Source organism: Acinetobacter sp. Gutcm_16 (assembly GCF_028649355.1).
Classification (GTDB): Bacteria; Pseudomonadota; Gammaproteobacteria; order Pseudomonadales; family Moraxellaceae; genus Acinetobacter; species Acinetobacter johnsonii.
Genome location: NZ_JAQSUV010000024.1, coordinates 105,873 through 118,844 on the forward strand (window position 1 = coordinate 105,873; position 12,972 = coordinate 118,844).

Here is a 12,972-nt window from a genome sequence, read left to right on the forward strand (position 1 = left end):
GTGCTTATGCGTTACGTATTATTCGCATTATTAATTGTACTGTTTGGCTACTGCCTAGCTTTGGTACTACAAAACGGAACTGAGCTAACCGTTGATCTGTTGTTTATACAGGTTCCAGCAATGCGTTTAGGTCTATTGTTATTATTGACAATGGCTTTAGGGATTGTGTTGGGTTTATTAATTGGTGTTCAGGTATTTCGTGTATTCCAGAAAGGTTGGGAAATTAAGCGACTACGTAAAGACATTGATCACCTTCGTAAAGAGCAGATTCAATCCGCTCAGCTGGCTGCTGCTGAAGCTGCAGCACATACAAGACATGAAAAAACGGTGTTAGATATCAATCCTAATGATCGTCCATCTACACCGCTTTAAGCCACAATACTTGTTAAGATTTTTATCTTACCAAGTATTGAAGCAAGTTTGATTTAAACGCCTTTGGATATATAACCAAAGGCGTTTTTTATTGTGCTTTAAAATATTGATAACTATATAAAAAGTATATGAATAAAGAACTTAGTTTGAATTTTAAATGGTTTTTAGAAAAATAGTCTTGGTCGTTTTAGGCTTAATCCGTATAATGCCATAATTTTGTGAGTTTGAAGGGTCTCCCCATGAGTATTATTGTTGCCTTAGATGCAAAAAGTCATTATGACGCAATGACGATTGCTGGGCAATTAGACCCTCAATTATGCCGTGTAAAAGTCGGTAAAGAATTATTTACCCATGAAGGCTCATCTATTGTTAAAGCTTTACATGGTGAAGGCTTTGAAGTCTTTCTAGATCTAAAATTTCACGATATTCCAAATACGACTGCGCAAGCGGTATGTGCTGCTGCAGATATGGGTGTTTGGATGGTAAACGTCCATGCTTCAGGTGGTCGTAAAATGATGGAAACCTGCGTTGAGCGCTTAAAGGCTGGGAACTATAACACTCAACTGATTGCAGTAACGGTGTTAACTTCAATGGGCCGTGAAGATTTAGCCGATATTGGTCTGGATATTGAACCATTTGAACAAGTCAAACGTTTAGCGAAATTGACTAAAGATAGTGGTTTAGATGGTGTGGTATGTTCAGCGCAAGAAGCAAAAATGCTGCGTGAGGCTTTGGGTTCAGAGTTTGCATTGGTGACACCGGGCATTCGCCCTGAGGGTTCAAGTGCGGATGACCAAAAGCGTATCGTAACGCCAAAACAAGCAATGTTAGACGGTGCAACACATCTAGTGATTGGTCGACCAATTACGCAGTCTGCAAACCCGTGTCAGATGCTAAAAGATATTTTAGCGACGCTTTAATCGACTAGAAATTTAAAAAAGCCTTTCATTCGAAAGGCTTTTTTTATGGATTAAATTTTAAAAAGAATTGTTGGTGAGCGAAGTGGCAAGAGCAAAATAAAAAGACAGCATTGAATCGAGCACTATGCTTTACAGAGCCGCCAATACACTGACAACAATCGGCGCCAAAACTGACAGAATGAAACCGCTCACCATGGCATGTGGAATAAAGTTATTCCCACAGGCTTGTTTGACCATCGGTAGTGTAACATCCATTGCTGTAGCTCCTGCAGATGAAATCGCAGAGCGGGGGTAACGCCAGCCAATGATGTACATAAACACAATCGCAAAGATTTCTCTGAACAAATCATTCATCAGTGCAATGCTACCTAAATGTGCATTCTTTAACTCCGTGACCACAATGCCAGTCATAGAGTAGAAACCATAACCTTGAGATAACATAATCAGGTCTTTTAGTTGAATGCTCGGAACAAAATAGGCCGTTACAAACGCCCCGATAATTGAACCCAGAATACAACCAAGTGGAACGAGTAGGATTTGCCAGTTCAACCATGAACGATCTAGTGGCGAATAGGCTAAATCAAGCCCGATCAGGAACATGAAAACCAGTAACAAGTTCCATGTGCTGATATGAAGGGTATAGTCAAAACTTGAAGATAGCTCTGCCAAGCCATAACCCAAGGCCAGTGCGATAAATGCATAACTGATATTGATTAATGATTTGCTCACAAGGCTCATGGACACTTTGCCATGACTGGGTTGGTAGCCCAACAGTTTAAATAATATGTAACAACAGACAAAAGCACCGATACTGGTCATAACTGCTAAAAGCGCTGCATGATTGAGTATCTGCCAAGGTTCGGCAATGCTATGCAACGTCGTTGAAAACTCAATTGCAATTGCAATTAAGAGAATATACGTAAAATAGGGCAGGATTTGAAAGGCAAGTCGTTCAAGCCATTTGGGTAAACGACGCGCCAAAACAAAACCAAGTGCTAAACAAATAAGAAGCTGAAAAATCAACCAAAACGATTGCATGTCAAATAAAGTGTGAAAAAATACTAACTTATTATGACCGCGATCTTAATTTATTGCTTGACTATCTTGCTTAGAATTTAAAAAACGATAGTCCGCAGGATTGGCTTTTCGTGTTTTTAGCCAATACTTCCATGTATAGCTGGGCCATAAAGAGAAATTTTTCCCGTCCGCTTGTTGATACCAGCTGACGCAGCCAGATTGCCAAATGGTATCTGTAAATTGACTTTGTAAATGGTGATTAAATTGGTCTTGAATATCTGCTTTCACAACTATCGCTTGAGATTGGGTTTTTTCTGCCATCTCGATGAGCTGTAGAATGTAATTTACTTGTGACTCAATCATAAAAATAACTGAGTTATGACCTAAGACTGTATTAGGCCCTAAAAGCTGAAATAAGTTTGGGAAACCTTTGGTGCTAATTCCATAGTAACTTTCGGCCCCATCTTGCCATGCGTCTGTAAGCTCAATATGATTCAGCCCTGTACAGCTAAAGGATCTAAGATAAATACGTGGGTCAGTCACAAAACCTGTGCCATAGATGAGGCAGTCAATTGCACGTTTTCTTCCATCTTTGGTGATGATACTGTCCTCAGTCAATTCCAAAATATCATCGGTAACCAATTCAACATTTTTACGGTTAAAGCTTGGATAATATTTGTTGGAGACCAGGATCCGTTTACAACCCATAATATAGTTGGGAATTAACTTATCTGCGGTTACAGGGTCTTTAACTTGATGGCGAATATAGGCTTCTGCTAGTTTTTGTGCATATTTCATGACCTGTGGTTTCATAATGGGAACTACACGAGATTCATTTGTCCAATACAGACGAGCTCGATGAAGTTTTCGAAACCAATCAAATCGATTAAACAGTGTTTTTTCAATGGGTAAATAACGACGTTCATCCCGAGGAATAACCCATGCAGCTGTCCTTTGTAGTACATAAAGTTGCTTCACTTTTTCTGCAATTTCAGGAATATATTGAATCGCACTCCCCCCAGTGCCAATGGAGGCAACATTTTTACTGCTGAGGTCATAGTCATGATCCCACTGTGATGAATGGAAAACTTTGCCTTTAAATTTCTCGATACCCGCAATATGTGGAATTTGCGGTACATGCAGGGGGCCAGATGCGAAAATGACAAATTGAGCGGTCAGAGTTTCATTTTGATTAAGGGTGAGTTGCCATAAACACTGATTTTCTAAGTAATGTGCAGCACTGACTTCGGTGTTAAAGCAGATATAAGACTGCAATTGATGTTCAGCGGTAAGTGTTTGGATGTATTGATAAATTTCAGGTGCTTCAGCATAACGTTTAGACCAGTCGGCCTTGGGTGAAAAAGACAAAGAATAGAGATGTGACTGTACATCACAAGCAGCGCCCGGATATTGGTTTTCACGCCATGTGCCACCTATTTCACTGGCCTTTTCCAAAATTACAAAATCACGAATATTATTTTGCAAAAGGCGAATAGCCATAGCTAAACCACCAAAGCCTGCACCAATAATGGCGATTTTTACCTGAGGGATTGTTGAATTTGCTGCCTGCATTTGTTTTTCCTTTTTGTTTTACTTTATTGTAGAGCAACTATCCAGAAGATCTATGATAGCCCTGACAAGAAAATTGATAGATTCGGCAATTGTTGAGCGCTAGGTGGCTGTAGTAAAACATAGGCCAATATTTTGCTTTTAATTGATTATGAAACGTTCTGTACTTGGCTTGATGTATTTGATTCAAGGAATGCGTAAAGCAGGAGTCGCAGTCGATCAAAAGTTACAAAGCATTGGCTTACGTGTGGAGTCGCTTGATCCGAATGCGATCATTCATCCTGCTCTAGAGTGGGATATTTTGAAAATCATTGCAGAGGATGTTGAGCCTGAGCAAGGCTTGTTTATTGGTCAGCATTATGTTTTGGCAGGATATGGCCCCTTACTGATGTTGTTGATGACCAGTCCAACGACACATACCGCGTTAGAACAGGGTATTCGCTATCAGAGTTTGACGCATTTGAGTGGCTTATTGGGTTTGAAAAAACAAAATGATCAAGTCGCACTGTGTTATCTACCGCGAGACCTACAAACGTCTGTGGGTCAGTTGCGTGCACACTCTGAAATAGCGGGAACCTATAAGTTTTTACAAGATATTTATAAGATGATTGGGCTGGAAATGCCTGAGATTCGAATTACTTTACCTGTTGCACGACCTGAAGATGCGAAAAAACTGACGCTCTATCAGCAGGTTTATGGTCAACAAGTGAGTTTTGGTACGCAGCAAGCTGAATTTTGGTTTGATGAATGGGTTTTAAATGTACCAATTCCTTCTGCAGATTTGATGACATTTAACGTTTATGCAGGCAAATGTCAGGCGGAATTACAACGTTTGGAAGAAACGGCAGAGCAACCAAGTCTGATTCAACGTGTACAGGATTATTTGGAGTTACAACGTGGTTTACTGCCGACCATGGCTGAAACCGCACAAGCGTTGAATTTGCCAGAGCGAACCTTAAGACACCAGTTGCAACAGTTAAATAGCAGTTATAAACAAATTCGTGAGCAATTAATGAAAGACCGTGCACTACATTTGATGGAATATCAGGAATATTCCATTGAAATGATTGCAGAGTTATTGGGTTACTCGGAGCCTGCAGCCTTTAATCATGCATTTAAACGGTGGTTTGGTTACAGTCCACGACAATATGGGAAATAGCCTAAGCATAATTATGCCAAAGTGTTATATATTAACTTTTCCACTCCGCTATAATTGATATAGCCTAAAAACAGTATTAAATGATATGTCAGATTTTAATTCACCTACCGCATTCAGTCCTTTATCTCCTGCAGAGCGTTATGCTCAAGCCTTAGCATCCGGGCAGTTCATGTCTGATGAGGCACAAGCTCAGGCCGTTCATGAGTTGGATCGCGTTTGGCATGAATTAATTCAACGTTTTAAGGCATCTAAAAAAGCATTCCGTCGTTTCCGCCGTCAAACTTCTCCACGTGGTGTATATATGTGGGGTGGTGTAGGCCGTGGTAAAACATGGTTGATGGATCAGTTTTATGACTCAATTCCATTTCGTCGTAAAACACGGATGCACTTTCACCATTTTATGCAACATGTACATCGTGAGCTCAACAAGCTTTCAGGTCAGCGTAACCCTTTAGATGCGGTTGCGGATCAAATTTATAAAGAAGCGGTGGTCATTTGTTTTGATGAGTTTTTTGTCTCAAACGTCACAGATGCTATGATTCTCAGTGATTTGTTCCAAAAGCTTTTTGCACGTGGCATTACCTTGGTGGCAACCTCAAACATTGCGCCAGATGGTTTATATAAAAACGGCATTCACCGCGATCGTTTCATTCCAACCATTGAAATGGTGAAACAGCAATGTGTGATTTTAAATGTAGATGCAGGCGTGGACTACCGTTTACGTGTTTTAAAACAAGCGCAACTCTTTAAATCACCTTTAACACATGAGCACCAACGCTGGATCGCACAGCGTTTTAGCGCATTGACACAGACTCAAACCATTTCAGATGAGCCGATTATTATTAATAATCGTATTGTAGAAACAGTAGGTCATACAGAAGATGTTTTATGGTGTGAGTATTCAGAGCTGTGTTTGAAACCACGTAGTCCTGCTGACTTTATCGAAATTGCAAATATTTATAATACGGTGTTGGTGAGTAATGTTCCGCATTTGACCGATTATCTTTCTGAAGGCACACGTCGTTTTATTTATCTGGTCGATGAGTTTTATGACCGTGGGGTAAAACTGATTTTAACCTCAGAAGATACAATTATCGATTTGTACTCTGGTGATAAATTAGCCTTTGAAATTGAACGCACGCGTTCACGTTTATTGGAAATGCAATCAGATGATTACTTGAATGAAGCGCATCGACAAATACAAGCTGAAGCAAGTAAACAACAAGAAGAAATTTAAAAATATAAGCACCCAAAAGGGTGCTTTTTTTATGTGCATTTTCATTGATTAATTTATCGACTTTTTTGAATAATCATGGCTTAATCAGGATTGAAAATAGGGAGAATATTGGTTTTAAGTGTAATAAACATACAAAACTGCACTTAAGTCTAATTTCGGCATTTCAAAAACTTAATAAACTACTAAAGAGCATTTTGTAAATTGATAATGCTTGTGCCTTGAGCAGTATTTTATTTGGTAGTTTGTATACTTTATTAAATAAAAAATGATCACTATTTCGCACGGTGATATTACTATTCAGCCAAGTTTAAATCGGTATACTAGAATCTCTTGTATAAAAAGTAGCAATATCAGGAAAGACAATGACTGCACGTATTCAAAAAGGCAAGTTAGCGATTGCTAAAGAACTTTACGATTTCATCGAAAATGAAGCACTTCCAGGTTCAGGTTTGGATAGTGAAACTTACTGGAAAAACTTTGAACAAGTCGTTGTCGATCTTAGCCCAAAGAACAAAGCACTATTGGCTAAGCGTGACGACATTCAAGCGAAGATCGATGAATGGCACCGCAACAACAAATTTGAACTTGGAGCTTACAAAGCTTTCCTTACTGAAATTGGCTACTTAGTACCAGAAGTAGAAGATTTCCAAATCAGCACAGAAAATGTAGATGAAGAAATCGCATTATTGGCTGGTGCGCAATTGGTAGTGCCTGTGCGTAATGCACGTTACTGCTTAAATGCTGCAAACGCGCGTTGGGGCTCTTTATACGACGCACTTTACGGTTTTGACGTGATCCCAGAAGACGGTGGCGCGGAAAAAGGTAAAGGCTATAACCCTGTGCGTGGCGACAAAGTTATTGCATTTGCTAAAAACTTCTTAAATGAAACCTTCCCATTAGCGAATGGTTCGCATGCTGATGCAATAAAATATGCAGTTGAAGGCAAAAAGTTAGTTGTGACGTTAAAAGACGGTTCGACATCGACTTTGGCTAAAGAAGCACAATTTGTTGGTTTTAATGGCGAAGAATCTGCTCCAACAGAAATTGTACTTTTAAACAACGGCCTACACGTTGTAATTGAAATTGATGCGAACAGCCCAATTGGTAAAACAGATGCCGCTGGCGTAAAAGATTTAGTTCTTGAAGCTGCTGTAACGACTATTCAAGACTTAGAAGATTCGATCGCTGCTGTAGATGCAGAAGAGAAAGTTGAAGGCTACCGTAACTGGTTAGGTTTGATGAAAGGTACACTTTCAGAGTCTATCGAGAAAAATGGTAAAACCGTTACGCGTACTTTGAATAAAGACCGTACGCACAAAAACTTGATTGGCGGTGAAACAAAACTTCATGGTCGTTCATTGATGCTTCTTCGTAACGTGGGTCATCTCATGACCAACCCTGCGATTCTTGTAGATGGTGCTGAAATCTACGAAGGTATCATGGATGCATTAATCACTCCGCTATTGTCTTTCGCAGATATCAAAGGCGAAAACGAAAACAAGAACTCTCGTAAAGGTTCAATGTACATCGTTAAGCCAAAAATGCATGGTCCTGAAGAAGTTGCTTTTGCTGTTGAGTTGTTTGAGCGTTCAGAACAAGCGCTTGGCCTGCCTGCAAAAACGTTAAAAATCGGTATCATGGATGAAGAACGTCGTACTTCTGTAAACTTGAAAAACTGTATTGCTCAAGCAAAAGACCGTACGATCTTCATTAACACTGGTTTCATGGACCGTACAGGTGATGAAATCCATACCTTTATGGAAGCAGGTCCATTCGTTCGCAAGGGCGAAGTGAAATCACAAATTTGGTTCCCAGCATATGAAAACCGTAACGTGATGATCGGTCTTCAAGCGGGCTTACGTGGTAAAGCACAAATTGGTAAAGGCATGTGGCCAAAACCAGATATGCTTTTAGACATGTACAAAACCAAGATTGAACATCCAGAAGCGGGCGCAAGCTGTGCATGGGTTCCTTCTCCATCTGGTGCTGTCATTCATGCGATTCACTATCACCAATGCAACGTGTCTGAGCGTCAAAAAGAATTATTGAATACAGAGCCTTTATCATTAGATGATTTGTTAACACCACCTTTAGCGACAGATACCAACTGGACTGAAGAAGAGAAAACCAAAGAGCTTGAAAATAACCTTCAAGGGATCTTGGGTTATGTTGTGCGTTGGGTTGACTTGGGTGTAGGTTGTTCGAAAGTTCCAGACATCAATAACGTGGGTTTAATGGAAGACCGTGCAACTTTACGTATTTCATCTCAACACGTTGCAAACTGGTTACGTCATGGCATCGTATCTGCGGCGCAAGTTGAAGAAGTGATGCAGCGTATGGCGAAAATCGTTGATGAACAAAACGCAAACGATCCGCTTTACACACCTATGGCGCCAAGCTTCGATGGTTATGCATACAAAGCAGCTTATGACCTTGTGTTTAAAGGTGGTGAGCAGCCATCAGGTTATACAGAGCCACTTCTGCATGCTGCACGCTTGAAGTTAAAAGGTTATACAGGTGATTAATCTGTAAATCTAAAAAAGCCTCTTCGGAGGCTTTTTTATTGGCTGGAATAAGTCGCACTATGTCTATGGAGGAAAACAATAAGACTGATTTAATTTGGGGTAATAGTGATCTATAGATTGGGCTTATTCAAGGTTATGAATGGGCTTAAGAGTAGGGCTAAATAAGTATTTCAACTAGACGCTGCGGATAAAAGCCTTATACAATTCACTATATAAATCTCGTCATACTATTGTTAACCACCAAGTTGGATGAAAATCCATGTGCGCTAATTTTAAGCCTCTAACCTTTGCTCAAGTACAACAGTTTGGTCTACCTGAAATTCCGTTTGATTATGTCGAAGAAGTCTATCCTGGTTATGAGCTGCCTTTATTGTTCAAATCAAATATAGGTTTTGAGTGGCGAAAGGTACATTTTGGTTTAATACCGAAATGGGCCGAAGATAAGAGTATCGCAACGAAAACCTATAATGCTCGAAGTGAGACACTTCTGCAAAAGGCCAGTTTTATTGAGGCCACTTCCAAATATCAGTTTGGGGTGATCCCAGTTTTTGAATTTTATGAGTCCAAATATATAGAACAAAAGCCGCAGAGATGGGGTGTCAGACGACAGGATGGGCAGGTTATTTTTGTTGCTGCAATTTATGAAATCTGTCGTATAGCAGGCGAGGTAGTCCGTTCAGCAACGATGCTTACGATGGATGCCATAGACCACCCAATGATGCGGGAGTTTCATGAGCCGGGGAATGTGAAACGCTCAGTGATCGTGATTCCACATGAACGCTTAGAGGAGTGGCTCAGCTGGAAATCACCGAATATTCAATCCTTTGTACAAGGCTTTCCTGTTGAAGAGTTTGAATGTTCACATGTGCCGAAAATAAAAGTCGAAAAAGTGAGTCCCCAACTCAACTTTTTCGACTTTTAAACGGTTTAGCGAGCTAAATTTTTAAACACGTGTTTTAAGCTTTCCATCATTTTTTCAATTTGCAAAGGTGTTAAGCCTTCAAATGATTGCTCAAGTACAACACTTGTGAGATCATTAATCTTATTGGTCATTTCAACACCTTTTTCGGTGAGAAGGACGCGGGTGATACGAGCATCGTCTTCACAAGAATAAGTTTCAACCAATCCTTCATCCTTTAACCGATAAACAATTTTGGTGGTTGTCGACATTTTAGAGACCACCATGTCAGACAAATCAGAAACACTGGCATGTGGCTTTGAATCTAGAGCCAGTAAAATACGACGACGTGAGTTATCTAAACCATACTTTTTTAAAGCGTGATCGACATTGAGTACATACTGTGCATGTACTTGTGTTACCCAGTAAAATGGAAAACTTTCTAAAGAAAAATCTTCAGAACCTGGTAGGAACTTACTGTACTTTTTGGTCATGTGACGGATTCCCCGTGAATCGTATTTTTATTTTATAGATCATTTGAACACATTTTATGTGAACACTCATACACTTATCAATACAAAATTACTGGATTTGTCATCATAAAAGAAATCTGTTAATGGATAACCTTTGCCAGTAATCAAGAAAAGTTAAGCGTGGCTGTTTAGAAGAGACAGGGTATAGCCGTCTTTATCTTGATGGAAGCTCACAATACTTTGTGCAAATTGTACAACTTCATCTTCGACTTCAGCATTCTGGTGAGAATCTAAAGAGAGTTTAGCCATGGGAACACCGTCCTGTAGAACGATAGGCAAGTGCATTTCAAACTTTTGGTTATTATGCGAAACCACAACTTTAACTTGATGCTGATCAAATGAGGAGTCTAAATGCAGATATGCGCCTTCATAGCTAGTATTAGCAAGCATTTTTGACGTCTTATTGAAGGTCAATGCTTTTTCATTGTTCATAGCGATGAATCCTGTCTTCGATTACTTTGATCGGATTGTCAATCCGCGCATCCTTGGTTTGGGTAATTGACCACTTTTACAACAATGCTGGTCGTGTTTCATTTTAGTGAAAAAAATGGATTTGTGAACTAGTGTTTTTAACAAAAAGTGTCATTTATTAAAACCATAATTGTAGTGAATTGATATTTTTTAACTATTATTAAAGTAAATAATTTAATAAAAACAATAACTTATGTTTTATTTAATATGTGTTTTATTAGAAAAACTAAAAAATGACCGCCGCGTCTAATCTTTATAGAATGCGATAATTGGCATTAAGTGACAAAATTTTGAACAGACATTTCGATATTTTTATGTATTTTTTGCATAATAAGTGGTCGAATATTAAAATTTTGTTAAAAACTATAAAAAAATTATTACAAGCCAAACATCTCAGGCATAATTATTTCATCTTTAGTTGAACAGGTCACAAATATGGATCCGTCGCCGTGCAGGTCTATGCTTTTAAAACAGAAACATAATTCTGGGGTAATAAAATAATGGAATTTTTATTAGATCCAGGAATATGGGTAAGTTTACTTACGCTTATTATATTAGAAATTGTTTTAGGTATTGATAACCTAGTCTTTATTGCCATTTTGGCTGAAAAACTTCCCCCTGAGCAACGCGATAAAGCGCGTGTCATTGGCCTGTCGCTTGCACTTTTAATGCGTTTGGGCTTGCTGTTTATCATCACTTGGTTAGTCACGTTGACTCGACCGCTGATTACTGTCTTAGATTGGACATTCTCTGGGCGAGATTTGATTCTTTTATTTGGTGGCTTATTCCTAGTCTATAAAGCCGTTACCGAATTGCATGAAAAAATTGAAGGTAAGCCAGAAGTTAAGCTGACCACCAATGTAGTCTACGCAGGTTTCACAGCAGTTGTGGCACAGATTGTGATCCTTGACGCGGTATTCTCACTGGATTCGGTGATTACAGCGATTGGTATGGTCGATAACATCAATGTTATGATGGTGGCTATGGTCGTTGCCATGGTGGTCATGCTGTTGGCGTCGAAACCATTAATGACTTTTGTAAACCGTCATCCGACTGTGGTCATCTTGTGTTTAAGCTTCTTACTGTTGATTGGTATCAGCCTAATTGCGGAAGGTTTCGGCTTCCACATTCCTAAAGGTTATATCTATTCGGGTATTGGTGTTGCTATTGCGATTGAAGCCTTTAACCAATTTGGTGAGCGCAATGCGGCAAAACACGAAGCGAAAATTCCACTACGTCATCGTACTGCAGATTCTATTTTAAAACTCATGGGTGGCAAGATCCAAGCAGAAGACCCTGATCAGCTTCAAGCGCAAGAAACTTTTGCGGATGAGGAACGTTATATGATTGGCGGTGTATTGACATTGGCCGAACGTTCAGTCGCGTCGATCATGACACCACGTAGTCAAATTTCATGGGTCAATCTTGATGATTCACCTGAGAAAATTCGTGAGCAGGTATTGTCTGTGCCGCACAGTTTATTTCCTGTGTGCCGTGGTAGCTTGGATAAAGTGATCAGTATTGCGCGCGCCAAAGAATTGCTCGATGTTTTAGATGATGAAGAGCAATTGAAAGACTTGATCAAACGTCATCGTCCAATTTACATTTTTGAAAAAATGAAAGTCATTGATGCGATTAATACGTTAAGAACGTCTAAAGGTTCATTGGTTTTGGTGAGCGATGAGTTTGGTAATGTGCAAGGACTCGTTTCACCGCTTGACGTATTTGAGGCGATTGCTGGTGAATTTCCCGATGCAGATGAGCAACTTGATTTGGTGAAGGTTGATGATCAGACGTGGAAGGCAACAGGCATGCTGGATTTATATCAGCTGGAACTGGAACTTGGCATGATCGATTTGGTTGAAGAAGATGCAGGCTATATCAGTGTTGCCGGTTTAATCCTAGATAAAACTCATGGTGATGTACACGTTGGAACTCAACTGGACTACCGTGGTGTTCACTTTGAAGTGCTTGAGTTGGATTCAAATCGAATTAAGACAGTCAATATCACCTATCGTACTGCTTAATCATTGCAAAAATAGATTGTGAGAAAAATGTCAGCCTCGTGCTGGCATTTATTTCTGCTTATAAAATAAGCGCTATGCACTTAAATAAAAAGCAGTTATTCTATGCCCGCAATTGGGCTGTTGTATTTGGTTCTTGACGTTATCGGTTTGGTGAAGACATTTTTTTCTATGCCTATGGTGGTCAAAGCATTGCATTTAGACCATGACAGTAAAACAAATGATTAAAATAAGAATGGAAACACTT

At 39.5% G+C, this 12,972-nt stretch carries 12 protein-coding genes; 8 read left to right on the top strand and 4 right to left on the bottom strand.

Going from position 1 to position 12,972, the window contains the following annotated elements; translation table 11 throughout:
- The first annotated feature begins 6 nt into the window (after positions 1 to 6).
- Together PTT44_RS05700 and pyrF are read left to right on the top strand one after the other, a co-directional pair.
- Complete coding sequence (locus PTT44_RS05700) at positions 7 to 372, top strand: lipopolysaccharide assembly protein LapA domain-containing protein (protein WP_004696867.1); 366 nt, start codon at positions 7 to 9, stop codon at positions 370 to 372.
- Positions 373 to 611: 239 nt separating this feature from the next.
- A complete protein-coding gene (pyrF, locus tag PTT44_RS05705) occupies positions 612 to 1,292 on the top strand; it encodes an orotidine-5'-phosphate decarboxylase (RefSeq protein WP_004984814.1) in 681 nt (226 codons plus the stop codon).
- A gap of 129 nt (positions 1,293 to 1,421) precedes the next feature.
- Here pyrF and PTT44_RS05710 read toward each other — a convergent pair whose 3' ends face one another.
- Complete coding sequence (locus tag PTT44_RS05710) at positions 1,422 to 2,330, bottom strand: lysine exporter LysO family protein (protein WP_168159246.1); 909 nt, start codon at positions 2,328 to 2,330, stop codon at positions 1,422 to 1,424.
- Between the two features lie 45 nt (positions 2,331 to 2,375).
- Positions 2,376 to 3,881, bottom strand: a complete 1,506-nt coding sequence (locus PTT44_RS05715; RefSeq protein WP_168159245.1) for a flavin-containing monooxygenase — start codon at positions 3,879 to 3,881, stop codon at positions 2,376 to 2,378.
- Between the two features lie 148 nt (positions 3,882 to 4,029).
- On the opposite strand from PTT44_RS05715, the gene PTT44_RS05720 reads away from it, so the two are divergent.
- From PTT44_RS05720 to PTT44_RS05735, 4 genes are all read left to right on the top strand, one after another.
- Positions 4,030 to 5,037 (top strand): AraC family transcriptional regulator, encoded by a 1,008-nt coding sequence (locus PTT44_RS05720; RefSeq protein WP_168159244.1) that lies wholly within the window; start codon positions 4,030 to 4,032, stop codon positions 5,035 to 5,037.
- 85 nt (positions 5,038 to 5,122) lie between these two features.
- Entirely contained in the window at positions 5,123 to 6,274 is a 1,152-nt protein-coding gene (gene zapE, locus PTT44_RS05725; RefSeq protein WP_004696878.1) for a cell division protein ZapE, read from the top strand.
- Positions 6,275 to 6,636: 362 nt separating this feature from the next.
- A complete protein-coding gene (locus PTT44_RS05730) occupies positions 6,637 to 8,799 on the top strand; it encodes a malate synthase G (protein ID WP_168159243.1) in 2,163 nt (720 codons plus the stop codon).
- A gap of 259 nt (positions 8,800 to 9,058) precedes the next feature.
- The gene (locus PTT44_RS05735; RefSeq protein ID WP_168159242.1) at positions 9,059 to 9,721 is read left to right on the top strand and encodes an SOS response-associated peptidase family protein; all 663 of its coding nucleotides are present in this window, start codon (positions 9,059 to 9,061) and stop codon (positions 9,719 to 9,721) included.
- A gap of 5 nt (positions 9,722 to 9,726) precedes the next feature.
- Here the strand turns inward: PTT44_RS05735 and PTT44_RS05740 are convergent, their stop codons facing one another.
- Both PTT44_RS05740 and PTT44_RS05745 read right to left on the bottom strand, forming a co-directional pair.
- The gene (locus tag PTT44_RS05740) at positions 9,727 to 10,191 is read right to left on the bottom strand and encodes a MarR family winged helix-turn-helix transcriptional regulator (protein ID WP_004696885.1); all 465 of its coding nucleotides are present in this window, start codon (positions 10,189 to 10,191) and stop codon (positions 9,727 to 9,729) included.
- A 153-nt stretch (positions 10,192 to 10,344) separates the two neighbouring features.
- Complete coding sequence (locus PTT44_RS05745) at positions 10,345 to 10,662, bottom strand: hypothetical protein (RefSeq protein WP_058869726.1); 318 nt, start codon at positions 10,660 to 10,662, stop codon at positions 10,345 to 10,347.
- A 539-nt stretch (positions 10,663 to 11,201) separates the two neighbouring features.
- On the opposite strand from PTT44_RS05745, the gene PTT44_RS05750 reads away from it, so the two are divergent.
- Together PTT44_RS05750 and PTT44_RS05755 are read left to right on the top strand one after the other, a co-directional pair.
- Complete coding sequence (locus PTT44_RS05750) at positions 11,202 to 12,728, top strand: TerC family protein (protein WP_168159241.1); 1,527 nt, start codon at positions 11,202 to 11,204, stop codon at positions 12,726 to 12,728.
- Positions 12,729 to 12,830: 102 nt separating this feature from the next.
- A complete protein-coding gene (locus PTT44_RS05755) occupies positions 12,831 to 12,953 on the top strand; it encodes a hypothetical protein (RefSeq protein WP_260395213.1) in 123 nt (40 codons plus the stop codon).
- The last annotated feature ends 19 nt before the right edge of the window (positions 12,954 to 12,972 follow it).

Bases quoted from the DNA above. Each gene is read 5' to 3' on its own strand.
- PTT44_RS05740 (WP_004696885.1), bottom strand. From the start codon at position 10,191: ATGACCAAAAAGTACAGTAAGTTCCTACCAGGTTCTGAAGATTTTTCT.
- pyrF (WP_004984814.1), top strand. From the start codon at position 612: ATGAGTATTATTGTTGCCTTAGATGCAAAAAGTCATTATGACGCAATG.
- PTT44_RS05710 (WP_168159246.1), bottom strand. From the start codon at position 2,330: ATGCAATCGTTTTGGTTGATTTTTCAGCTTCTTATTTGTTTAGCACTT.
- PTT44_RS05745 (WP_058869726.1), bottom strand. From the start codon at position 10,662: ATGAACAATGAAAAAGCATTGACCTTCAATAAGACGTCAAAAATGCTT.
- zapE (WP_004696878.1), top strand. From the start codon at position 5,123: ATGTCAGATTTTAATTCACCTACCGCATTCAGTCCTTTATCTCCTGCA.
- PTT44_RS05730 (WP_168159243.1), top strand. From the start codon at position 6,637: ATGACTGCACGTATTCAAAAAGGCAAGTTAGCGATTGCTAAAGAACTT.
- PTT44_RS05750 (WP_168159241.1), top strand. From the start codon at position 11,202: ATGGAATTTTTATTAGATCCAGGAATATGGGTAAGTTTACTTACGCTT.
- PTT44_RS05700 (WP_004696867.1), top strand. From the start codon at position 7: ATGCGTTACGTATTATTCGCATTATTAATTGTACTGTTTGGCTACTGC.
- PTT44_RS05715 (WP_168159245.1), bottom strand. From the start codon at position 3,881: ATGCAGGCAGCAAATTCAACAATCCCTCAGGTAAAAATCGCCATTATT.
- PTT44_RS05755 (WP_260395213.1), top strand. From the start codon at position 12,831: ATGCCCGCAATTGGGCTGTTGTATTTGGTTCTTGACGTTATCGGTTTG.
- PTT44_RS05735 (WP_168159242.1), top strand. From the start codon at position 9,059: ATGTGCGCTAATTTTAAGCCTCTAACCTTTGCTCAAGTACAACAGTTT.
- PTT44_RS05720 (WP_168159244.1), top strand. From the start codon at position 4,030: ATGAAACGTTCTGTACTTGGCTTGATGTATTTGATTCAAGGAATGCGT.